The organism is Streptomyces sp. AHU1, assembly GCF_045343905.1.
Taxonomy (GTDB): domain Bacteria; phylum Actinomycetota; class Actinomycetes; order Streptomycetales; family Streptomycetaceae; genus Streptomyces; species Streptomyces triticiradicis.
The window spans coordinates 7,571,159-7,594,187 of sequence record NZ_CP174283.1; the positions used below are offsets into that span (position 1 = coordinate 7,571,159).

The 23,029-nt window shown below is 70.9% G+C and carries 19 protein-coding genes; 15 read left to right on the forward strand and 4 right to left on the reverse strand.

The features are described 5' to 3' along the window. Positions 1-119: 119 nt before the first annotated feature. The 3 genes from ACICHK_RS33525 (at position 120) to ACICHK_RS33535 (ending at position 5,646) form a co-directional block, all read left to right on the forward strand. A complete protein-coding gene (locus tag ACICHK_RS33525; protein ID WP_406841386.1) occupies positions 120-2,021 on the forward strand; it encodes an ABC transporter ATP-binding protein in 1,902 nt (633 codons plus the stop codon). Between the two features lie 527 nt (positions 2,022-2,548). Then, entirely contained in the window at positions 2,549-4,657 is a 2,109-nt protein-coding gene (locus ACICHK_RS33530; protein WP_406839827.1) for a glucose PTS transporter subunit IIA, read from the forward strand. A 113-nt stretch (positions 4,658-4,770) separates the two neighbouring features. After that, complete coding sequence (locus ACICHK_RS33535) at positions 4,771-5,646, forward strand: PRD domain-containing protein (RefSeq protein ID WP_406839828.1); 876 nt, start codon at positions 4,771-4,773, stop codon at positions 5,644-5,646. 93 nt (positions 5,647-5,739) lie between these two features. Here ACICHK_RS33535 and ACICHK_RS33540 read toward each other — a convergent pair whose 3' ends face one another. After that, on the reverse strand, positions 5,740-6,225 hold the full coding sequence (locus tag ACICHK_RS33540; RefSeq protein ID WP_406839829.1) for a VOC family protein: 486 nt from the start codon (positions 6,223-6,225) through the stop codon (positions 5,740-5,742). A 62-nt stretch (positions 6,226-6,287) separates the two neighbouring features. Beyond that, the gene (locus ACICHK_RS33545; protein ID WP_406839830.1) at positions 6,288-6,755 is read right to left on the reverse strand and encodes an ATP-binding protein; all 468 of its coding nucleotides are present in this window, start codon (positions 6,753-6,755) and stop codon (positions 6,288-6,290) included. Positions 6,756-6,922: 167 nt separating this feature from the next. On the opposite strand from ACICHK_RS33545, the gene ACICHK_RS33550 reads away from it, so the two are divergent. From ACICHK_RS33550 to ACICHK_RS33585, 8 genes are all read left to right on the forward strand, one after another. After that, the gene (locus ACICHK_RS33550) at positions 6,923-7,774 is read left to right on the forward strand and encodes a Scr1 family TA system antitoxin-like transcriptional regulator (RefSeq protein ID WP_406839831.1); all 852 of its coding nucleotides are present in this window, start codon (positions 6,923-6,925) and stop codon (positions 7,772-7,774) included. Beyond that, complete coding sequence (locus ACICHK_RS33555; protein WP_406839832.1) at positions 7,771-7,956, forward strand: DUF397 domain-containing protein; 186 nt, start codon at positions 7,771-7,773, stop codon at positions 7,954-7,956. Before ACICHK_RS33550 ends, ACICHK_RS33555 begins: the two co-directional genes overlap by 4 nt. Positions 7,957-8,112: 156 nt before the next feature. Beyond that, positions 8,113-8,940: an FAD binding domain-containing protein gene (locus ACICHK_RS33560; RefSeq protein WP_406839833.1), complete on the forward strand. Its 828-nt coding sequence runs from the start codon at positions 8,113-8,115 to the stop codon at positions 8,938-8,940. Continuing rightward, positions 8,937-11,654 (forward strand): molybdopterin-dependent oxidoreductase, encoded by a 2,718-nt coding sequence (locus tag ACICHK_RS33565; protein WP_406839834.1) that lies wholly within the window; start codon positions 8,937-8,939, stop codon positions 11,652-11,654. The genes ACICHK_RS33560 and ACICHK_RS33565 overlap by 4 nt, the downstream gene beginning before the upstream one ends. 6 nt (positions 11,655-11,660) lie before the next feature. Then, entirely contained in the window at positions 11,661-12,635 is a 975-nt protein-coding gene (locus ACICHK_RS33570) for an antibiotic biosynthesis monooxygenase (protein ID WP_406839835.1), read from the forward strand. Positions 12,636-12,892: 257 nt separating this feature from the next. Beyond that, on the forward strand, positions 12,893-13,753 hold the full coding sequence (locus tag ACICHK_RS33575) for a helix-turn-helix domain-containing protein (RefSeq protein ID WP_406839836.1): 861 nt from the start codon (positions 12,893-12,895) through the stop codon (positions 13,751-13,753). Positions 13,754-13,965: 212 nt separating this feature from the next. After that, on the forward strand, positions 13,966-14,364 hold the full coding sequence (locus ACICHK_RS33580; RefSeq protein ID WP_406839837.1) for a hypothetical protein: 399 nt from the start codon (positions 13,966-13,968) through the stop codon (positions 14,362-14,364). Positions 14,365-14,477: 113 nt separating this feature from the next. Then, a complete protein-coding gene (locus tag ACICHK_RS33585) occupies positions 14,478-15,377 on the forward strand; it encodes a hypothetical protein (RefSeq protein ID WP_406839838.1) in 900 nt (299 codons plus the stop codon). A 69-nt stretch (positions 15,378-15,446) separates the two neighbouring features. On the opposite strand, the gene ACICHK_RS33590 is transcribed toward ACICHK_RS33585, so the two are convergent. Then, complete coding sequence (locus ACICHK_RS33590) at positions 15,447-16,370, reverse strand: DUF2690 domain-containing protein (protein WP_406839839.1); 924 nt, start codon at positions 16,368-16,370, stop codon at positions 15,447-15,449. Positions 16,371-16,979: 609 nt separating this feature from the next. Here ACICHK_RS33590 and ACICHK_RS33595 point away from each other — a divergent pair. Next, positions 16,980-17,315 (forward strand): DUF5132 domain-containing protein, encoded by a 336-nt coding sequence (locus ACICHK_RS33595; RefSeq protein WP_406839840.1) that lies wholly within the window; start codon positions 16,980-16,982, stop codon positions 17,313-17,315. 238 nt (positions 17,316-17,553) lie between these two features. Continuing rightward, positions 17,554-19,809 (forward strand): ATP-binding cassette domain-containing protein, encoded by a 2,256-nt coding sequence (locus tag ACICHK_RS33600; RefSeq protein ID WP_406839841.1) that lies wholly within the window; start codon positions 17,554-17,556, stop codon positions 19,807-19,809. A gap of 117 nt (positions 19,810-19,926) precedes the next feature. Here the strand turns inward: ACICHK_RS33600 and ACICHK_RS33605 are convergent, their stop codons facing one another. Continuing rightward, a complete protein-coding gene (locus ACICHK_RS33605; RefSeq protein ID WP_151472880.1) occupies positions 19,927-21,096 on the reverse strand; it encodes an acyl-CoA dehydrogenase family protein in 1,170 nt (389 codons plus the stop codon). Positions 21,097-21,900: 804 nt separating this feature from the next. Here ACICHK_RS33605 and ACICHK_RS33610 point away from each other — a divergent pair. Beyond that, positions 21,901-22,233 (forward strand): DUF5132 domain-containing protein, encoded by a 333-nt coding sequence (locus ACICHK_RS33610; RefSeq protein ID WP_406839842.1) that lies wholly within the window; start codon positions 21,901-21,903, stop codon positions 22,231-22,233. A gap of 217 nt (positions 22,234-22,450) precedes the next feature. Next, positions 22,451-22,954 (forward strand): hypothetical protein, encoded by a 504-nt coding sequence (locus ACICHK_RS33615; RefSeq protein ID WP_406839843.1) that lies wholly within the window; start codon positions 22,451-22,453, stop codon positions 22,952-22,954. Positions 22,955-23,029 lie beyond the last annotated feature (75 nt).

Consider the following 23,029-nt stretch of genomic DNA (forward strand, 5'->3'; position numbering starts at 1 on the left):
AGGGCGGTACGGAGGGCGGTGCCGCCCCCGGCCCCGGCGGGGTGCCGCCCGCGGGTGTGCTCCCGCCCGGATCGCTTGACCTCAACAAAGCTTGAGGTCCTACTGTCTCTTCCATGAGCATGGAGACCACAGCCTGGACACAGTTGCACAGTGTCATGAACGCCCAACAGGAGCGTCGTCCCTTCGACCGCGCGACGCTGCGCCGCATCGCCGTCTTCGCCCGTCCGCACCGCCGCCGTATCGCGCAGTTCGTCCTCCTCAGTGTGGTGACCGCGCTGCTGGCCGTCGCGACGCCGGTGCTCGCGGGGCACGTCGTGGACACCATCGTGGCCCACGGGGACGAGAGCACCGTCGTCCGTCTTTCCGTGCTCATCGCCGTCATCGCGGTCGCCGAGGCGGCGTTCGGGATCCTGGGCCGCTGGCTCTCGTCGACGCTCGGCGAGGGACTCATCCTCGATCTGCGGACGGCTGTCTTCGATCATGTGCAGCGCATGCCGGTCGCGTTCTTCACACGTACACGTACGGGCGCGCTCGTCAGTCGACTCAACAACGACGTGATCGGCGCCCAGCGCGCGTTCAGCAACACCCTGTCCGGAGTCGTCAGCAATCTGGTGACCCTGCTGCTCACGCTGGTCGTGATGCTCACCCTGTCCTGGCAGATCACCCTGCTCGCGCTGGTCCTGCTGCCGGTGTTCGTGATCCCCGCCCGGCGCATGGGCAGCCGTATGGCGAAGCTCCAGCGGGAGGCCGCGGACCTCAACGCCGCCATGGGCACCCGGATGACCGAGCGCTTCTCCGCCCCCGGCGCCACCCTCGTCAAGCTCTTCGGGCGGCCCGGGGAGGAGTCCGCCGAGTTCGCGGCGCGCGCCCGGCGGGTGCGGGACATCGGGGTCCGTACGGCGATGGCCCAGTCCGCCTTCATCACCGCCCTCACCCTGGTGTCGGCCCTGGCGCTCGCCCTCGTCTACGGGCTCGGCGGCTGGTTCGCCCTGCGGGGCACCCTGGAGCCGGGCGCCGTCGTCTCGCTCGCGCTGCTGCTCACCCGGCTGTACGCGCCGCTCACCTCGCTCGCCGGGGCGCGCGTCGAGGTCATGAGCGCCCTGGTCAGCTTCGAGCGCGTCTTCGAGGTGCTCGACCTGAAGCCGCTCATCGAGGAGAAGCCGGAGCCCCGCACGGTCCCGGACGGACCCGTGTCCGTCGAGTTCGAGGACGTCCGCTTCGCCTACCCCTCCGCCGACAAGGTCTCCCTCGCCTCCCTGGAGGAGGTCGCCGCCCTCGACACCCGGGGCGGCGACGAGGTCCTGCACGGCATCTCCTTCCGCGCCGAACCCGGCCGGACCGTCGCCCTCGTCGGCTCCTCCGGTGCCGGGAAGTCGACCATCGCGCAACTGCTGCCGCGGCTGTACGACACCGACGCCGGGGCCGTGCGGATCGGCGGCGTCGACGTCCGCGAACTCAGCGCCGCGTCGATGCGCGCGACCCTCGGCATGGTCACCCAGGACGGGCACCTCTTCCACGACTCCGTCCGCGAGAACCTGCTCCTCGCCCGGCCGGACGCGACCGAGGACGACCTGTGGGACGTGCTGCGCCGCGCCCGTCTCGACGAACTCGTACGGTCCCTGCCCGACGGCCTCGACACCGTGGTCGGCGAGCGCGGCTACCGGCTCTCCGGAGGCGAGCGCCAGCGCATGACCATCGCCCGGCTGCTGCTCGCCCGCCAGCGCGTCGTCATCCTCGACGAGGCCACCGCCCATCTCGACAACACCTCGGAGGCGGCCGTACAGGAGGCACTCGCCGAAGCGCTGGAGGGCCGCACCGCCGTCGTGATCGCGCACCGGCTGTCGACGGTACGGGCGGCCGACCTGATCCTGGTCGTCGAGGCGGGCCGGATCGTGGAGCGGGGCACCCACGAGGACCTGCTCGCGGCGGACGGGCGCTACGCGGAGCTGTACCGGACACAGTTCCGGACCGGCCGCCAGGACGACGCGCAGGTCCCGGTCACGGCGGACGCGATGCCGTAGGCGGCGCACGCCCCGGCCGGACCGGACGCCGCGTGGACGGCGGCCGTCGTCTGCGGCGCGCTGCTGCTCCTGGCGGCCGCGGGGGTCCCGGTGGCGCGCTCCGTGGCACGTCGCCGCGGTGTCGTGCCGCGCTGAGACGACCCCGGTGAGACGGTCCACGGCGTCGGCGGGCGGGCGGCCTGCTGTGGTGAGCGTCACGAACCTCGCCCGTTTACCCGGCGGGACGGCCCCTCATAAAGCCTCAAAGCATCCCTGACCTGCGCATACGGAGGCGGGGGCCGGGTTTCGGAGGCGCTTTGTGCCGCCGTACCCGCTGCTATAGTCGTAGACGATCGATCTCGATCGCAGGATTGTTACTCCCTATGGACGCCATCGTCGTCGCCCCGTGCGACGCGGCGGAGGCGCCCGGCTGAGGGAGGCAAGGCCTGGGTGGCGCCCCGTGCGCTGCCCGGGCCTTTTTTGTTGCCTCGGTCCTGTGCGTGAGAGGTCGTGGACCGATGCAGTATCGCAAGAAACAGGGATGCAGCATGAACACACCCACCACCGGGACGCTCGCGGAGAATATTCTCCGCGGTGTCGGCGGACCCGAGAACGTCGAGAGCCTCACGCACTGCGCGACGCGGCTGCGCTTCCAGCTCCATGACGGCAAGAAGGTCGACCAGGCCGCGCTCGACGCCCTCTCCGGCGTCATGGGCACCGTGCCCCAGTCCGGCGACCGCTTCCAGATCGTGATCGGCGGAGCCGTCGCGGGCGTCTACTCCGACATCATGAACCTGCCGTCGATGAGCGGCGGCGGCACGCCCGCCCCGAAGTCCGACGCCGACGTCAAGGCGGAGGCCCGCGCCAAGGGCCGCGGCCGCTACGCCTGGCTCGACAACTTCTTCGAGTACCTCTCGGACTCGTTCCGGCCGCTCCTGGGCGTGCTGCTCGGTGCCTCGCTGATCATCGCGATCGCCTCCATGCTCGACGCCTTCGGCGTCGTCGACTTCCGGTCCGCGGACAAGTCCGCCAGCTGGGTCTTCGTCGACGCGATGTGGCGATCGGTGCTGTACTTCCTGCCGATCATGGTCGCCTACAACGCGGCCAAGAAGCTGAAGATCGACCCGTGGATCGGTGCCACCGTGATGGCCGCGGTGATGACCCCGAACTTCACGGGCATGATCGGGTCCAAGACCCCCGGTGTCGAGACCCACGTCAACCACACGCTGGGCACCTCGGAGTCCGTGGCGCACGTCTTCGGGCTGCCGATGCAGCTCAACGACTACGGCGGCCAGGTGTTCGTGCCGCTGCTGATGGTCGCGCTGCTCGCCGTGGTCTACAAGGGCCTGAAGCGGATCTTCCCCGAGAACGTCCAGATGGTCTTCGTGCCGTTCTTCAGCATGCTGATCATGATCCCGCTGACCGCCTTCCTCATCGGCCCCATCGGCGTCTGGGCCGGCAACGGCCTCGGCACGGGTCTGTCCTGGCTGAACGGCCACGCCCCGATCGTCTTCGCGATCGTCATCCCGATGCTGTACCCCTTCCTGGTGCCGCTGGGTCTGCACTGGCCGCTGAACGCGCTCATGCTCGTCAACATCAACACCCTCGGGTACGACTTCATCCAGGGCCCCATGGGCACGTGGAACTTCGCCTGCTTCGGCGCCACCGCCGGTGTCCTGCTGCTCTCGATCCGTCACCGTGAGAAGGACATGCGTCAGACCGCCACCGGCGCCCTGGCCGCGGGTCTGCTCGGCGGTATCTCGGAGCCCTCGCTGTACGGCATCCACCTGCGCTTCAAGAGGATCTACCCGCGCATGCTGGTCGGCTGCCTCGTGGGCGGTGTGATCATCGGCATCCTGGGCGGCGTGAACACCGACGCCTTCGCCTTCACCTCGCTGCTGACCATCCCGGTCTTCGACCCGATGATCAAGTACATCATCGCGATCTCGGTGGCCTTCTTCACCTCGATGGCGCTCGTCTACTTCTCCGACTACCGCACCAAGGAGGAGCGCATCGAGGCCAACGCCGAGCGTGACGCGGCCGAGGCCGCCGCCCGCGGTGAGGTCACCGTCCCCGCTCAGGCCGCACCGGCCGACGACCGTGAGCTCGTCGCCGTCGGCGCCACGGCCGCCGCCACCACCGCCGGTGCCACGGCCGGCACCACCGCCGGTACCACCGGCACGGCCGGCGCCCCCGCCGGCAAGAGCCTCGAACTCGCGGCACCGGTCGCGGGCCGTGTGGTCGGTCTCGGCGAGGTCGAGGACCCGGTCTTCGCCTCCCGTGCGCTCGGCGAGGGCGTGGGCATCGAGCCCACCGACGGCCGTGTCGTCGCCCCGGTCGCCGGTGAGCTGATCACCGTCGCCAACACGGGCCACGCCTTCGGCATCCGCACCGAGGACGGCGTCGAGGTGCTCGTCCACGTCGGCATCGACACGGTGCAGATGAAGGGCGAAGGGTTCGACGTGCGCGTCGAGTCCGGCCAGAAGGTCTCCGTCGGCGACCTCCTCGCCGAGGTCGACTTCGACGCCGTGCGCGCCGCGAAGCACCCGACCGTCACCCTCGTGACCGTCCTCAACACCGCGGACATGGGCTCGGTCGAGCCGCACACCGGGCAGGACGTCGTCGCGGGCGCCCCTGTGGTGACCGTACGGCGGTGACGACCCGCTCTCGATCAGGCGCGCGCACGCTTCCCGGGAAGGGGGGGCGTGCGCGCGCCGCGTCGGTTGGGGAGAGGATGGACACGGACAGAGAACAGAGAGGAGGACCGGCGGTGAAGGCTGTGCGAGTGCTCAACAACAACGTGGTCCTCGCGCGCGACGAGAACGACCAGCCGGTCATCCTCACCGGGCGCGGCATCGGCTTCAGCTCCCAGCAGGGCAAGCCCGTCGACACCACGCTGGTCGAGCGCGTCTTCGTCCCGGCCGAAGACCGCGGCACCGCCTCCGGCTCCGGCTCCGACGCCGACTGCCTGGCCGAGGCCCTCGCCCTCATCAGCGAGGAGGTCCTGCAGGCCGTCGTGACCGCCCTCGGCGACGTCGGCATCGAGGGGCGCGAGTCCACTCGCCCCACCCTCGCCATCGCCATCGCCGACCACATCGCCGGCGCGCTGGAGCGGGCCGCGCAAGGCATCGTCATCGAGTACCCGCTGCGTCCCGAGGTGCAGACCCTCTACGCCGCGGAGTACGCCCAGGCGCGGCTCCTGCTGGCGGCCATCAACAAGTACGTGACCCCGCAGCTGGATGCCTCCGAGGCGACCGCGCTCGCGCTGCACCTGGTCAACGCGGGCTTCGTCTCGGGCGACCTGTCCTTCACGTACACGATGACCGGGGTCATCCAGCAGATGCTCGCCGTCGTGCGGGAGCGCTACGGGGTGGACGTCTCCCACGAGTCCATGAACGTGGCCCGGTTCATCACCCACGTGCGCTACCTCTTCGTGCGGATCCAGCAGCACCAGCAGCTGACGGGCCAGGAGTCCACGATCGGCAAGGGCATCCGCGAGCACTACCCGGAGGCGACCCACACCGCGCAGCAGCTGGCGACGATCGTCGAACTGCGTCTGGGACGGAACCTGAGCGAGGACGAGGTCTCCTACCTGGCGCTCCACGTGGCCCGCATGACCATGGAGGCCGACGCCGTGGTCGCGTGAGACCCGGCCGGCATCCGCGCCTTCCCCCTCCCCCCCCGGCGGTACGGCCGGGGAGAGGAAGGACCGGCTCCACGGGCCGGTCCCGTGGCCGGGTCACCCGGCGGCGGACAGGCGGCGACGGAGTTCCTCCTCCGGGACGTCCTCCAGATGGGTCAGGAATATCCACAGGTGACCCGAGGGGTCCTTGAGGATGACGGTGCGGTCCCCGTGGAACGTGTCCGTCGGCGGCTGGAGGATCTCGGCTCCGGCCGCCTCCGCGCGCTCCGCCAGGCCGTCGACGTCCGGCACGAAGACGTGCAGCGCGACGGACGTGCCCCCGCCGAGCGAGGCCGGTGCGGCGAAGGAGCCGGTTCCCGCCCCGTCCGCGCCCACGTCGCCCAGCATCAGCGCGGACCGTCCGACGGTGATCTCGGCGTGCAGGATTCCGCCGTCCGGACCGCCGATCCTGAAGTCCTCACGGGCGCCGAACGCCCGCTGGTAGAAGTCGATCGCCGCGGCGGCGTCGTCGACCATGATGTGCGGGACCACGGCATAGCGGTAACGGTCGGGGATCTCGACGCCGACTGCGAGCTCGGCCATGACGAACCTCCTTGAACGACACCGCCGGTCGGTTCCCGCGGCTCTGGATCGAACCTAGAAGCTCAAGATTGGTTGAGGTCAAGCGTCGTCGGCCGTTCCCGGTGCTGGTCGATCTCCGCCCAGACGGTCTTGCCCGAGGGCGGGCGGGGGTCCGTGCCCCAGCGGTCGGCCAGTACGTCGACGAGGAGGAGACCACGACCCGACTCGGCGTCCGCGGCTCGTTCCGGAGGGATCGCCGGACGGCACTCGCCCCGGGTGTCGCTCACCGCGATGCGCAGGGTCCCGGCCGCGTTGTCCAGCGTCAGCGCCAGCAGGAAGTCACGCCCCTGGAGGCGGCCGTGCAGCGCCGCGTTCGACGCCAGCTCCGCGACGACGTGCTCCGCCCGCTCGACGGCTCCGGGCGCCATCTCCCAGGCGGTCAGACGCTCCATGGCCAGGAGGCGGGCGAGGCGGGCGCCGCGACGCGTGGAGGAGAGCTGCTGGGCGAACGTGACGACGGTGTCGGTGAGCTGGGGAGGTGCGGCGTTCATGGGGCCACGGTGGCGGGCGTGCGGGTGCGTGCACCAGGGATACGGCCCGTACGCTGCGTCAGCGTACGGACGCGTTCGGTGGACGGTACGGGGCTCTCGCCGTCACTGTGGGTGCTGTCGATCGCGGGGACGCGGCACGGTACGTACGCACCTGGAGGTGGCCGCGTATGACGGACAGCAGTGACGGGACGGCGTGTGACGGGGAGCGCGAGCCCGGCCCCTCCGACAGTCTGCGGACCTTCGGGGCCGTCGTCCAGGCCCTGCGCGAGCACGCCGGACTCAGCAGGGCGGACTTCGGGGCGCGGGTCCGGTTCTCCAAACACACCGTGGAGTCGGTGGAGTTGGGGCGGCGCATGCCCGACGAGTCGTTCGTGGAACGGGCGGAGGAGGCGCTGGGGAACACGGGGGCGCTGCGGAAGGCCGCAGGGCATCTGACGCGCGGGGAGGCGGGGTTGGCGACCTGGTTCCGACGGTGGGCCCGGCTGGAGAAGGTTGCGGTGAGCCTGTGCACGTACGAGTGCCGGTTGGTGCCGGGGCTGTTGCAGTCGGAGGGGTATGCGCGGGCGGTGTTCGAGGGGACGATTCCGGTGGTCACCGACGGGGTGCTGGAGGCCTTGCTCGCTGTTCGGCTGGAAAGGCAGCGGATGCTGTGCGAGCGACCCACCGTGCCATTCAGCTTCATCGTCGAGGAGCATGTGTTCTGGAGAGGGTTCGGGAACGTGGAGCAGATGCGGGCGCTGCTTGACCACGTACTGGAACGCAGCGCACCGCGCAACGTGACGCTCCAAGTCGTTCCGTTGCGCGCAGGGTTGCATGCGTGTCTGGATGGCCCCGTGCAGCTGCTTGAGACACCGGAGCATCGACGGCTCGCCTACTCGGAAGGGCAGCAAAACGGACGTCTGATCTCCGACCCGAAAGATGTGAGTCTGCTCTACCAGCGCTATGACAAACTGCGCTCGCAGGCCTTGAGCCCCGAAGAGTCGCGGGGCCTGCTGGAGAGACTGCGAGGAGAGCTATGAGTGCGACCGAACTCGCCTGGTTCAAGTCCAGCTACAGCGGCAGCCAGGGCGACAGCTGCGTGGAGGTCGCCCTCACCGAACACGCCGTCCACGTACGGGACTCCAAGGACGTGACCCGCCCCGGCCTCGCCGTCGGACAGGCCGGATGGGCGCGCTTCGTGAGGTTCGTGACGGAAGGCTGAGGGGCGGACCCGCGGTCGCGGGATCGTCGGTCGGTCACTGGCTGCGACCGCTTCGCGAACCGGGCCGCCGTACGCATACTGCGATAAACTGGGTCAAGACCGTCCGGGCCCGTCGATCCTCAACGGCCGTCCCGTCGTTCCCCCTAGGTCGTTCTCATGGACCTCAACACCATCACCGAAGTGGTCCGGCGGCCGTCCGAGCGGCCGGGCGCGGACTGGCGCGAGGGTGACGCCTGGCTCGCGGGGGGAACGTGGCTCTATTCCGTGGAGCAGCCGGACCTGCGACGGCTGGTCGACCTGACGGCGTTGCCCTGGGAGCCCCTCGTCCCGACGGGCGACGGCCTGGAGATCGGCGCCACCTGCACCGTCCGTGACCTGTACGCCTTCCCCCGGCCCGAGCACTGGACCGCCGGAATCCTCTTCCAAAAGAGCTGTGAGGCGTTCCTGTCCTCCTTCAAGGTCTGGAACGCGGCGACCGTCGGCGGCAACATCTGCATGTCCCTGCCCGCCGGCCCGATGATCACGCTGACGGTCGCGCTGGAGGCGCGGTACGAACTGTGGGCGCCCGACGGCTCCGTGCGCTTCGTCGACGCCCTCGACTTCGTCACCGGCGACCACCGCAACGTCCTTACGCCCGGGGAGATCCTGAGGCGCGTCACCGTTCCGGAGCACGCGCTGCGCGGACGCACCGCGCACCGCCGCTTCACGCTGACCCGGCTCGGCCGTTCGACGGTGTTCCTCGTCGGCACGCAACGGCCGGGCGGGAACGACCTGTTGCTCACGATCACCGCCGGGACCGTACGGCCGGTCCGCCTCGCCTTCGACTCCCTGCCCGACGCCCGGACCCTGCGGCAGAGCGTCGACGCCGTGCCCAACGACGTCTGGTTCGACGATCCCAACGGAACCCCCGACCACCGACGGCACCTGACACGGCACTTCGCCGAGGAGATCCGCCGCGAACTCACGGCCGGTGACCTGGCATGAACCACCTCGTGAACGGCAGGGAATTCGACCGGGAGCCGGCCCCCGGCCAGTGCCTGCGCACCTTCCTGCGCGAACTCGGCCACTTCGGCGTCAAGAAGGGGTGCGACGCGGGCGACTGCGGCGCCTGCACGGTGTGGCTGGACGGCTCACCGGTACACAGCTGCATCACCCCCGCGTTCCGCGCGGACGGCCATGAGGTGACCACGATCGAGGGCCTCGGACGGCCCGGCGCCCCGCACCCCGTGCAGCGGCGGTTCGAGGAGGCCCCGGGGTTCCAGTGCGGGTTCTGCACCGCGGGAATGATCATGACGTCGGCGACCTTCACCGAGGAGCAGAAGGCCGACCTGCCACGGGCGTTGAAGGGCAACCTCTGCCGCTGCACCGGATACCGGGCGATCGAGGACGCCGTGAAGGGCGTCGGCGCGGTGGAGACGGCGCCACCGGGCAAGGCCGTCGGGACGAGCGCCGGAGCGCCCGCGGGCCACGACGTGGTGACGGGCCGTGCCGAGTTCACCATGGACACCTCCATGGAGGGCATGCTGCACCTCAAGGTGCTCCACTCGCCCCACGCGCACGCCCGGATCCTCTCCGTCGACAAGAGCGCCGCCCTCGCGGTGCCCGGCGTGCACCGGGTCTACACCTGGCAGGACGTGCCCCGCAGGCGCTTCACCACGGCGCTCCACACCGACCACCTGGTCGACCCGGACGACACCGTCGTCCTCGACGACACGGTGCGCTTCACCGGCCAGCGCGTCGCCGCGGTCCTGGCCGACACGGTCGGGGCGGCCGAGGAGGGCTGCCGGCGTCTCGCGGTCGAGTACGAGGTGCTGCCGGCGGTGTTCGACCCCGACGCGGCGATGACCGACGAGGCGCCCCAACTGCACGGCTCGCACGATCCGTTCGTCCGTGACCCCGCCCACAACATCCTGCTCGAACTCCACTCGCACGTGGGCGACGTCGACGCGGGATTCGCGGCGGCCGACGTGATCCACGAGGGCACGTACTTCTCACCGCGGGTGCAGCACGCGCATCTGGAGACCCACGGCTCGATCGCCTGGACGCAGGACGGCCGGCTGAACGTCCGCACCAGTTCGCAGTCGCCGTCGATCGCCAAGGTCAAACTGGAGTACCTCTTCGCGCTGAGGCCCGACCAGGTGAGGGTGTTCTGCAAGCGCGTCGGCGGCGGGTTCGGCGGCAAGCAGGAGATGATCACGGAGGACCTGGCGGCGCTCGCCGCCCTGGACACCGGACGGCCCGTCTGCCTGGAGTTCACCCGCGAGGAGGAGTTCACCACGGCCTCGCCGCGGCATCCGATGACCCTGACGGTCAAGCTCGGCGCGAAGGCCGACGGAACCCTCACCGCCCTCCAGGTCCGCAACGTGTCGAACACCGGGGCCTACGGCAACCACGGCGGCGAGACCCTGTACGCGGGCGGAGCCGCCGTCATGATCTACCGCTGCCCCAACAAGAAGTACGACGCCTGCTCCGTCTACACGAACACCGTGCCGAGCGGGGCGCTGCGCGGCTACGGGATGACGCAGCCGGCGTTCGCGGTGGAGTCGGCGATGGACGAACTGGCCCGCGCCCTCCACCTCGACCCGCTGGAACTGCGCCGGCGCAACATCGTGCGACCGGGTGAGCCCCTGGTCGCCCTGCACGACGGCCCCGACGACGTGATCTTCACCGACGACGGACTCGCCACGTGCCTCGACCTGGTGGGCGACGCCCTGGCCCGTACGGCCGGCCGGCCGCCCCCCGGCCCGCAGTGGCTCGTCGGAACCGGCGTGGCGAGCTCGCTGCACGAGACCGCGCCCCCGACGGAACACATCTCCGAGGCCTGGGTCACGCTCGGCGACGATCTCGTCTACGAACTGGCCGTCGGAACGGTCGAGTTCGGGGAGGGAACCTCCACGGCCCACGTCCAGATCGCGGCCGACCAGCTGGGCACGACGCCGTCGCGGATCCGGCTGGTGCAGTCCGACACCGACCGCACGGGCTTCGACACCGGTGCCTTCGCGAGCGCGGGCCTCTTCGTGGCGGGCAACGCGGTCCTGCGCGCGGCGGGTGCCGTGCGCGACCGCGTCCTGGAGTTCGCCGCGGCACACACGGGCGTCCACGTCGTGATGTGCGCGATGGACGACGACGGTGTCGTCTGCGGGGACCGGCGGGTGCCGCTGGCCGAACTCGTCGCGCTGGCCCGAAAGCGCGGGATCCGCTTCCGGGCCGCGCGCAAGGCGTACGGCTCTCCCCGGAGCGTCACCTCCAACACCCAGGGGTTCCGGGTCGCCGTGCACCGCGTGACGGGCGAGATACGGATCCTGCACAGCGTGCAGGCCGCGGACGCGGGGACGGTCGTCAACCCGGCGCAGGTGCGGGGACAGATCGAGGGCGGTGTCGCCCAGGGGATCGGCTTCGCGCTGACCGAGAACCACCACGTCGACGACGACGGCGCCATGGTCAACCCGAACCTCCGCAACTACCGCATCCCCGCCTTCGCCGACGTCCCCCGCACCGAGGTGCTCCTGGTGGGCTCGACGGACTCGGTGGGGCCCGCGCGGGCCAAGGGGATGGCCGAGTGCTGCATCAACCCGGTCGCCCCCGCGCTCGCGAACGCGGTGCACGACGCCACCGGCGTCCGCTACCGCGCGCTGCCGCTGACCCCGGAACGCGTCTACGGCCGGCTCCCCACGGAGCAGTCGGTGCCGACGGGCTGAGCCACCATGAACGCCGGAAGGAACACGGCCGCCACGGTGACGGCGATCATCGGCCAGAAGGTCCTGCCCGGCAAGGACCGGGAGTTCGAGTCGTGGCAGGAGGGAGTCAACACCGCGGCCGCCCGCTACCCCGGCTTCCTCGGCGCCGAGATCTCCCCGCCGACACCGCTGCAACCCGACTGGGTCGTCGTGTACCGCTTCGACTCGGTGGCGCACCTGCAGGCGTGGACCAACAGCGGGACCAGACAGACGCATCTCGACGCCGGTGCGCAGTACTTCGACGGCCCGGCGACCCAGCAGGTGGTCAGCAGCGGCCCCCAGCCACCGGATCCGCTGGTCACCGTGGTGATCACCCACCACGTCCCGCCGAACCGGATCGACGACTTCCTCGACTGGCAGCGCCGCATGGTCCAGGAGGAGAGCAGGTTCGAGGGGTTCCGCGGGACGGAGCTCTTCCGTCCCGTCGAGGGGCTCCAGGAGGAATGGACCACGCTGTACCGCTACGACAGCGCCGAACACCTCGACGCCTGGCTGACCTCGCCCGAGCGGCAGGAGATCCTGGCCGAGGGCGAGAAGTTCAGCGACTTCACGATGCGCACGATCGACAACTCGTTCGGCAGCTGGTTCGCCTTCGAGGAGAACGGCAAGGAGGCACCGCCACCGCCCTCCGAGACCAGGACCGCCCTCGCCGTCTGGGTCGGCCTGTACCCGACCGTCGTCCTGCTGACGCTCGTTCTGTCCCCGCTGCACATGCCGCTCTGGATCGGCCTGCTCGTGGGCAACCTGCTGTCGAGCTTCGTCATGAGCTTCCTGACCATGCCCTACTACGTGAACCCGCTGCTCGGGCGATGGCTGCGGCCGCCCCCGGAGGAACCGGCGGCGAGGAACAACCTGCGCGGCCTCGGCGTCGTCGCCGGGACGATGGTCTTCTGGGCCGTCGTCTTCTACCTCGTCACGGTCCGGGTGTGGACGCTGCCTTGACCGGTGACCGGTGACCGGTGACCGGTGAACAGCGGCCGTGCGAACGGCCGTCGTCCGGGAGGTCCGTTCGCCCGGAAACAGGGCACACCACCGCGGACACCGGTCCGACCGCCGTGGGACGCCTCCGCATCCGCCCAGGTCACGGCCTTGGGACATCCCTGAACGTCCCTGGGACGCCGATGACTCTGGCGCCCGTCCCGCCTCCGGTCCGACAGTCGTGACCGCTCCGGGAAAGACCCGGTTCAGGAAGGACCACGGTGAGACGTCGAGTGTGCCCCGCGGGCACCTGTGAGCGGACGTACGCGCGGCCGCACGCCGCACTGCGTCCGGGGGTGCACAGCTACCGGGGGTTCCGGGTGACCCACGGAGAACCCCGGCAACGGCTGGTCGTTCCGCGGGGGACGGTGTCCTTGGTGGTCGGTTTCGGGCCCGGACTGGAACCGGGCGGGCCGGTGGGCGGCCACGACGGGAAGGCCGTCCGTCCCACCACGTCGCTGGCGACCGGTCTGCACACACGGGCTCGGCACTTCGGGCACCGAGGGGCCCTGCACGGCGTCGAGATCACCCTCGCACCCTGGACCGCGCACCAGCTCTTCGGCGTGTCCATGAGCGACCTGACGGACACCGTGATCGACCCGGCCGACGTACTCGGGCGTGATTTCGAGGAGTTGACCGAGGCGCTGCGCGACACCACGGACTGGCCGGACCGTTTCGCACTGCTCGACTCGGCTCTGGCCCGCTGGACCGAGTCCGTGCGCGGGGGCAGGCCGCCCGCCGGCGAACTGCTGGAGGCCTGGGACCTCCTGGTCCGTACCGGAGGAACCATCTCCGTACGGGACCTGGCGGCGGCCACCGGCTGGAGCTGGCGCCATCTGGAGACCCTCTTCCGGCGGCAGTTCGGCCTCACCCCCAAACGCCTCGCGCGGATCATCCGGCTCCGCCGCGCCCTGCGGCTGCTCACGACCGGGAACACCCCCGCCGACACCGCGTACGCCTGCGGCTTCTCCGACCAGGCCCACCTCACCAACGAGTTCACCGCCCTGCTCGGCATGCCGCCGCGCCGCTTCCTGGCCGCCCGCGGCACCGCATGGCGGTCGAGCCACTGGGTGGCGGGATGAACAGCCGCATATGGCAGTGAGCCGCACGGCGGACGGGGCGCGGGGAGGACCCCGGCCGCGGGGAGGACGGGCCGCAGGGCGGCAGGGCAGTCGACCGGCTCCGCGATTTTCTCCAATCCCCGTGCGCCCGCCGCTTGCGAGGGTGATCCCACGCAGCCCGGCCGGGCTGTCCCGCGCGGTTCCGTGGACCGCAGACCCGAAGGAACGTCTCGATGAAGAAGGCTCTGGCCACCCTGGCCATCGTGGGCGCCGCCGCCTCGTCCGTGCTCGCGCTCGCCCCGGCCGCCTCGGCCGACTCGTGCGCGCGCACCAACCTCACCACCGGCTACCGCGGGTACTGGAGCACCGCCTACAAGTCGTCCACCAGCGGCTGCCACGACCTCAACGTCGTCATGGCCTCGGCCCCCGGCGGAGCCTCGGGCGACTACTACGCCGGCATGTACGTCAACTCCTCCGGCAGCTGGACCTTCGGCTCGCGCGGCTACGTCTACATCCCGAACGGGACGTACGCGGTCAACAAGTACATCCTGGTGAGCGACCTCACCAACGGCCGTGAGTTCGGCGTGGCCGCCTACAACAACGCCGGCGGCGCGGTGACGATCGCCCACTGACGCACCGCGGCCGCGAACGCCGGCCGCTCGTCGTTCTCGTGCCCGTCCGCCCGGCTGCCCGTCCGGCGGCCGGGCACGGGAGTTCCCACCCGTGTTCCGGAGGTACGCCGACCATGCCCCACCCCGACCAGCGCGTGCGCACCGTCCGCCGGCTGGCCCCGGTGCTGCTCCTGGGCCTCGCCCTGCCCGCACTGAGCGCGTGCGCGGGCGGTGAGGGGGACCGGCCTCCCGTGTCCGGGCACGCCGCTCCGGCGGCCCGGCCCGTCACCGTGACGCACGCGATGCCGTCGGACATCACCGACGTGGTCCTTCCCGCGAGCGGTACGGACAGCCGGTGGACCCAGGGCCTCGACGCGCTCCCGCGCCAGGCCGCCGACGAGGTGACCCGCCGGTGCGTCGCGTCCCACGGCGCGGCGATGCCCGCGCAGCCCCCGGTCAGCTTCATCCGCTACTCCGACGTACCCGACCTGGGCTTCATAGCCGGGCACGGCTTCGACGCCGTCCCGGTCCCCGGCGCCTCGGACGCCGCCCCCGCCGCCGGTTCCCCGGCCGCCGCGGCGGCCTCGGGGCCCGACGCCACGCAGCGCACGTGTCTGACCCGGGGCGCGACCGCGGCCGCCGACTTCCGGAAGTCGTACCTGTCCCTGCAGAACCAGTGGTGGCAGGCGATCACCTCGCTGAAGTCCTCTCCCGAGGCGTCCGCCGCCTTCGGCGGGTTCAGCGACTGCCTGGCCCGGCACGAGGTGCGGGCCAAGGACGAGAGCGCCTTCTTCGACCTCGTCGACGAGCGCCTGCAGGCGGGGGACACGAAGGGCAACCGCTCCCTGGGTGCCACGTACGCGGCCTGCATGAAGCCCGTCGAGAGCGCCCGCGTACCGCTCCGCGAGCGCCTCAGGGACGGCTTCCGCAAGGAGCACCGCGAGGAGATCGAGAAGATGCGTTCGGAACTGCCGCGCGAGATCCGGGAACTGGAGCAGCGCTACGGCATCCGCATCTCCTTCCCGGCCCCCTGAACCCGGCCCCCTGAACCCGGCCCCCCTCCCCGGGTCGTCGTCCCCGGGGAGGGGGGGAGGGGGAGGGCCTCAGTGAGAGCTGGGCACCGGCATGTGGCGGGTGCACTCACGGGCGCCGCCCTTCGGCAGGGTGCCGCAGGCCCACGCGGTCATCCGGCCCGTCACCGAGACCATCGGCGAGTAGACGTCGTTGCCCCAGTGCACGGGCGTGGCGAAGCTGACGCCCGCGGAGTTGTCCGCGTCCACGATCGCGCTCTTGCTGGCGTACGTGATGCGCCCCCAGGCGGCGGCGCAGGCCTTGCTGTAGCGGAGCTCGATGACCATGTTCTTGTTCCTGGTCAGTGCCAGTGTCTGGCCGTCCAGGGCGCAGTTCGTGGTCACCGGGCTCTTGCCGCTGCAGCCCTCCGCCTTGCACTTCGGTGTGGGCGGCTCCGCGGACCCCGCCGCGGCGGACGGTTTGGGGGAGGCGGCGGGGGTGCCGTGGGAGTCCCCGTCGGTGACGAGCACGGCGGCGACGGACACCGCGGCGCCGAGCAGGCACAGCGCGCCGACGAGCAGCAGCCGTCGCCGGCCGGCCGACCGCTGCCGAAGGGATGCGGGGGCGCCGGCCTCCGTGCCGTCCTCGCCGTCCTCGTCGGAACGGGCGTCCTCGGAGCCGTCGGCCGGAACCGGCACGCCGTCGGTCCGGACTCCGTCCGTACCGGTCTCGTCCGTACCGGCCTCGTCCGTACGGGCCCCATCGGCCCGCTCCCAGAGGGCGAGCAGCCGCTCGGGATCCTGTTCCAGGGCCTCGGCCAGGCTTTCGACAGCCGCGCGCGGAGGGAACTGCTTGCCGTTGATCCAGCGTTCCCAGGAGGACTTCGCGTAGTGCGTACGCGCGCCCAGCCTGGCGTAGCTGAGCCCCGAAGCCTGCTTGACCGCCAGCAGTTCCGCGCGCAGCGCTTCAGCCGGGTCGTCTGGAGAAAGTCCCTGGGGAGGATGCTCCGAAGCCATCGTCCACTGCCCCACGTTCCATCGGCGGAGCCCGCCGCACGGACGAGGGCAGCGTCATACCGCAGCACCATGCCCCCCGTCCTCAGTCCGGTGCTCCACGGTTTCTGAGAATTTCGCACACTTTATCGCACGGACGTTCTCTGAATGTCCGTGCTCGGACGGCGAGTCGGAGGAACGCGGACGCCTCCGACGCCTCGCCGCCCAGCCGTTGGCGCATGCCCGGGCGGGCGCGGAGGGTGCCGCCCGGCCCAAGCCGTCGTCGATCGTACACGGGGGCCGTCGCCCGATATCCGAACACGATGGTTATCGGAACATAGGAAAATCGATTCGGAGAGTCGTCCGGTGAGCGCGCGTACGGTAATTCCTGTTTCCGGGAAGTTCGGCGGCACTCGCATGAGTGAAACAGACCCAGGTGATTTGGCCTCGATGGGCGTGGCTCGGCTACGGTGATGGAAGAGCGGGTACTGGGCCTCATCGGCAAGGAATGCGACCGGCAGGGAAATCGTAAATTCCGAGGACGGGTTCTCCTGTCCGCCGGTCGTGCGCCGCTCGGGCGTTCGGGGCATCCGAAATGCCTGTCATACGTATGCGTGGAGAGAATGGAGCGTCATGCCCCCCGTAGTACCGCCCTTCCTGGTCGGCCTCATCGCCGCGCCGCTGGCCAAGCGTCTCTTCAAGCCGCTGATGCGCGGCCTCGTCAAGACGTCCGTGGGGATCGCCCTCGAGGTGAAGAGGGCGACCCATGAGGCCGGGGAGAACATCCACGACCTCGCGGCCGAGGTGACCGCCGAGATGGTGGCGGCGCAGATCGCCGCTGGTGACGGCCAGGGGGCCGCCGAGAGCAGGGGCCCGAACGGCGGGAAGGGCGAGGCCGCCGCCCGGTCCGAGGGCGAGGCGAGGACTCCGAAGATCCGTGCGACCGCCGGTGTCGGCAAGGCGGACTGACGGTTCGTCCGGCGCCCGGGGTCGCCGCCCGGGCGCATATTCCGGTCGGGGCCGAAGGAATACGCCCCGGCCGTAGTCGGTCGTAGAATTTCCGATCGCGCCGCTTTCCCTGGAATTTCCATTCCGTCGCATTGGTCCGTCGTGCTCGTGGCGGCATGTGCGACCTCCTCAACAGGTGATCGTAAAAATGTCATCTCTGCTGGATGTTGCAGCCGGACGCCATTCCACGGATTTGGACGTGCGTCCGCGTTCGGTCATTTCGGGACGCCAGCGCTGGGACGTCAAACCGGTTCTCGGACGGCCGCAGGCGGCCGAAGTCCTCGCCGCGGTCCTGCGACGCGTCCCCGGGATCACCGAAGCACAGGCCAGCCCGGTCACCGGCGGGCTCCTCGTCCGGCACGACGCGCGGGTGAGGGGCGCGGACGTCGGCCGACTCGTCCGCAGGGCCGTCGCCCTGGTCATGGCGGGCTCGGCCGGGGCGCGGCGTCCGGCTCCGGCGCGGCCCGCCGCCGGGCCGGCGCCGCGCACGGACCGGGGCGTCGCGGGCCCCGTGCTCGCCGTCGGGGGCGGGGTGGTGGCCGGCCTCGCCCTGATCCGCGGGGCGTCGCTGGGCAAGCAGCTGGTGGCGCTGGGCGGAGTGGCGGTGGCGACCGGGATCGTCGTCCGGAAGGCATGGCGCAGAACGGCCGACGCTACCCGGGACCTGCCCGGAGCCGGAACCGTAGCCGGAGCCGGACGCCACCCCCTGCTGGAGATCGTCGGACCGCACCGCCGACGTCTCTGGCGCGCGTCCGCGCTGTCGGTCGCCTGCCAGGTCTCGGAGATGGCGCTCGGCACCTTCCTCGGCTGGACCGCGCTGGTCCTCATCAAGGGGCGGGCCGCACCGCTCGTCCGTTTCGGTCTGACGACCGCGTCCGCCCAACTCTGGGGCCTGGCAGGGCTGGTGGCCGTCGCCTGTGCCGCCGTGGCGGGTCTCTCGTACTCCTCGAACCTCCAGTGGCGCCGGCTCGGCCAGGACGTCGAGCACGACTGGCGCAACCGGACGTACGCCCATGTGCAGCACCTCGAACTACGGCACCTGGAGGGCGAGCGGACCACCCGGATCGCCGGCGCGCTCACCGACGACGTCCGTCAACTGGGCACCTTCTTCGCCGGCTCGGCGGGCGACCTGCTGCAACTGGGCACCAGCCTGGCCCTCCTGGTGCCGCTGTTCCTGCTGATGGCACCACAGATCGCCTGGATCGCGTTCCTGCCCATCCCGGTCATCGCCTGGCTCTCGTTCCACTACCAGGACAAGGTCGCGGCCGACTACGCCGTCTCCGGCGAGGACCGGGCCAGACTGCACAGCCAGCTGGTGAACACCCTGGAGGCCGGCGCCACCGTCAAGAGCTTCTGCACCGAGGACTACGAGGCCGAGCGCATCGACCGGCTGAGCGGGGAGGCGCAGGAGAGCAGCCGGCGGACCGACCGCAGCACGATCCGCCACGTCGAGACCGTCCGGGTCTGCACGACCAGCTCGATGGCCGGCACCCTGCTGATCGGCGGCCGGGCGGTGCTCAACGGCAGCCTGCCGTTCGAGGTGTTCAGCCCGCTGATCGGACTGCCCCAGATGGTGATGGTGCGGATGAACCGGCTCGGCGGCATCGTCGACCAGTACCAGCGCACGATCACCTCCTACGGCCGGGTCCGGCGGCTGCGCGCCCTGCCCGCCGAGACCGACGGCACCGGCGGACCGCTCGACGCCGAAGAGGTGCGCGGGGAGATCGTCCTCGACGGGGTCACCTTCGCCTACCCCGGTCGGCCACCGGCGCTGGAGGACCTCTCGCTGACCGTCCCCGCCGGGCAGGTCACCGCCCTCGTCGGCGCCACCGGCTCCGGCAAGACGACGATCGCCAAGCTGCTGATGCGCTTCCAGGACGCGGACTTCGGCAGCGTGCGGCTCGACGGGCGGGACGTGCGCGACCTGTCGCGGCACGACCTGCGCCACGCCATCGGCTTCGTCGCCCAGGACCCGTTCCTCTTCGACGGCACCGTCGCCGACAACATCCGGTACGGCAGCTTCGGCGCCTCCGACGAAGCGGTGGTCCAGGCGGCCACGAAGGCCGAGGCGCACACCTTCGTCGCGACGCTGCCGGACGGTTACGAGACGGTGATCGGTGAACGCGGCGCCGCGCTCTCCGGCGGCCAGCGGCAGCGGATCGCGCTGGCGCGCGCGATCCTCAAGGACGCGCCGGTCGTCATCCTCGACGAGGCCACCTCCGCCGTGGACAACGAGACCGAGGCCGCCATCCAGCGCACGCTCCGCGTCTTCGCGGCCGACCGGACGATGCTGATCATCGCCCACCGGCTCTCCACGGTCCGCCACGCCGACCGGATCTACGTCATGGACAAGGGCGGGGTCGTGGCCGAGCAGGGAACCCACGACGAACTCCTCGCCCAGCACGGGCTCTACGCGTCCCTCTGGCGGCTCCAGGCCGGCGAACTCGCCGCCTGACCGCGGCCGCCGCGCGGGAGCTCCGGAAGGGACTAGCCGGTGGAGCTCCCGCGCGGCATGCCGTTCGAGACGGCGGACGATCCGCGGCCGCAGAGCCGGGTTCAGGCAGAGCCGGGCTCAGGGGGACAGGGCGAGGTCACCGCTGTTGGACCTGGCGAGCGACCGTCCGATGATCATGCGCTGGATCTGGTTCGTGCCTTCGAAGATCTGCGTCACCTTGGCCTCGCGCATGTACCGCTCGACCGGGAACTCGCGCGTGTAGCCGACCCCGCCGAGCACCTGCACCGCATCGGTGGTGACCCGCATCGCGTTGTCGGTCGCGACGAGCTTCGCGACCGACGCCTCACGGCTGAACGGCAGCCCCGCGTCCTTCAACCGGGCGGCATGCAGGGTCGCGGCGCGCGCCGAGACGACCGCGGCCTCCATGTCGGCGAGCAGGAACGCGACTCCCTGGTGGTCGATGATGCGTGATCCGAACGTCTCCCGGTCGCGTGCGTAGGCGATCGCGCGGTCGAGAGCGCCCTGGGCGAGACCGACCGCGACGGCCGCGATACCGAGACGGCCGGAATCCAGGCTCGCGAGGGCGATGCGCAGGCCCTCGCCCTCGGCACCGATACGCCGCTCGACGGGGACACGGACGTCCCGGAGCACCATGGTCGTCGTCGCGGACCCGGTCAGGCCCATCTTCCGTTCGGGCACGTCGGCGGTGAGGCCCTCGGTGTCGGCCGGGATCATGAAGCACGAGATGCCCGTGCGGTCCTCCGAGGTGCGGGCCATGAGCTTGTAGTAGTCCGCGTGGCCGCCATGGGTCGTCCAGGCCTTCGCGCCGTTGAGGACGTAGTGATCGCCGTCCAGACGGGCCCGGGTCCGCATCGCGGCCGGGTCCGAGCCCGCGTGCGGCTCCGAGAGGCAGTAGGCGCCCAGCAGTTCGCCGCCGAGCATCGCGGGCAGCCACTCCCGCTTCTGCTCCTCGGTACCCGTCGTCGCCAGGCCGAAGCACGACAGCACGTGCACGGAGACACCCACGCCGACCGAGGCCCACACGGACGCGATCTCTTCGACGACCTGCAGGTACACCTCGTAGGACAGACCGCCGCCGCCGTACGCCTCGGGGTACGGCAGACCGAGCAGGCCGACGTGCCCGAGGAGCCTGAAGACGTCGCGCGGGAACGCCCCGTTCGCCTCGTCGGCGTCCACCCGCGACGCCAGTTCGTCGGCCGCCAGCTTCCGGACCAGCCTGATGAGGTCGAGGGACTCCTCGTTCGGCAACAGACGACGCGCGCTCATGGCACCTTCCAGCTGTCGGGGCGGAACATCGTTCAGGGACGTCTGCGCGCCGAGGCGCCGCGGGGCGCCCTTCACGGGCAGACGTCGAAACGCTTGGGCGGGTATCGATCTCCGGCCGGTCAGGAGCGCCCGAAGGCGGCCGGTGCTGGTCTGTGCTGGCCGGTGGTGACCTTTCGCAGCCGGAGAGGAACACCGCGACGATCACATCGGCAAGCCGGTCGAGCCGGACAAGGATGGTGATCCCACTGGCTGATCAGTCGCCTTCTGCCGCTTGACGCTCCAGCGGCACTCTGGCGTTTTCCCTGTTCAGAGGCAGGTCTGAGTGAGTGTAGTGGGCTGTGGGACACCTTGCGCTTTCTTTCCCGGCCCACCCCTCGATCGTGTACAGCCGCCGCCGGGCAGCGGCCGGCGGCCTCCCCGCAGGACGCGGATCACCGCTCCGCCTCGTGTACGGCCCTGGTGGTGTCACGAAAGCGATCACCGGTAATAGGTAAATTGGAAAAATAATTTGCCTGGTATGTGTGCCTGCCGCAATCCGTAACGGCCGGGGACCCGGATAGCACCCGCATGAGTGAAACCCGCCGAGACGATTTGGTCTTGATGGACATGACTGGACTACGGTGACCGAAGAGCGGACGGTGTACCCCATCGACGAGGAATTCGACCCGGCGACGAGGCCGGCACGATCATCGAGAATTCCGTAAATGGATGCTTCAGCCTTCCCTCTTCCCTGCTGTGCGTGCTCCGGGGTCTCCATGTCCTGGGTCCCCTGTCATGCGTCCGTGTAGAGAGGTCTGGAGCATCATGCCGCCCGTCGTCCCGCCGTTTCTGATCGGTCTCGTCGTCGCGCCACTGGCCAAGCTTCTCCTCGAACCGCTGGTGCGCGGTGTCGTCAAGACGTCCGTCGACGTCGCCATGGAGATGAAGAAGGCGGCCCATGAGGCCGGGGAGAACATCCAGGACCTCGCGGCCGAGATGGCCGCCGACGTGGTGGCGGCGCAGATCGCCTCCGGCTACGGCCGCCGGCTCCCCGAGGGCGCGGCCCCGAGCGGCGAGAAGGGCGAGACCGCCGACCGGACCGAGGGCGAGGCCGGAACTCCGAAGGGCCGCGCGACCGCCGGCGCCGGAAGGGCGTAGCGACGCCCTGACCCGCGGCCCGGCCCGCCGTCCGGGCGCGTTTTCCCGCCGGTTTCGGAAGACGAGCCCTCGCGGAGACGCGGCCGTGGGCCTTTCGGTCATGTCTCCGCCCCTTTTCGGACTTTCCGCTCCGTCGCAGTAATCCGCCGTGCGCCGAATTCGGCCGTATTTGTCGGCGGAATTAACCGTGACCTCCGCAAAACAGGTGATCGTACGCATGTCATCGTTACTGGGTGCCGAAGCCGGATTCCGCCCCGCGGAATGGGACGCGAGCCCGTGCCCGGTCGCTCCGGGCCGCCGGTGCCGGGACGTCGAGCCGGTGCCCGAACGGACCCGCACGGCCGTGGTGCCCGCCGCCGTGCCGCGCCGCGTTCCCGGGATCCCCGAGGCTCGGACCGCCCTGCTCACCGACGGAGTGCTCGTCGGGCACGACGCGTCGGCCGGGGTGTGGAACGAGAACGTCCTCGACGGGGCCACCTCCGCCGTGGACGACGGGACCGGGCCCCAGGCCGTCGGCCGGCGCACGCTCCGCGTCCTCGCGGCCGACCGGACGATGCCGGCCGTCGCCCCCCGGCTCTTCACGGTCCGCCGCGCCGGCCGGATCCACGTCATAGACGAGGACGGCGTCGTCGCCGAACAGGGGACCCACGACGAAGTCCTCGCCCGGCAAGGACTCCACGCGTCCCTCCGGCGGCTCCAGGCCGGCGAACCCGCTGCCTGACCGCGACCGCCGCGCCCCGACCGCCGACCTGTGACGTCACCGCGGTCGGCTCCTCACGGGCGCGCACCGCGCACA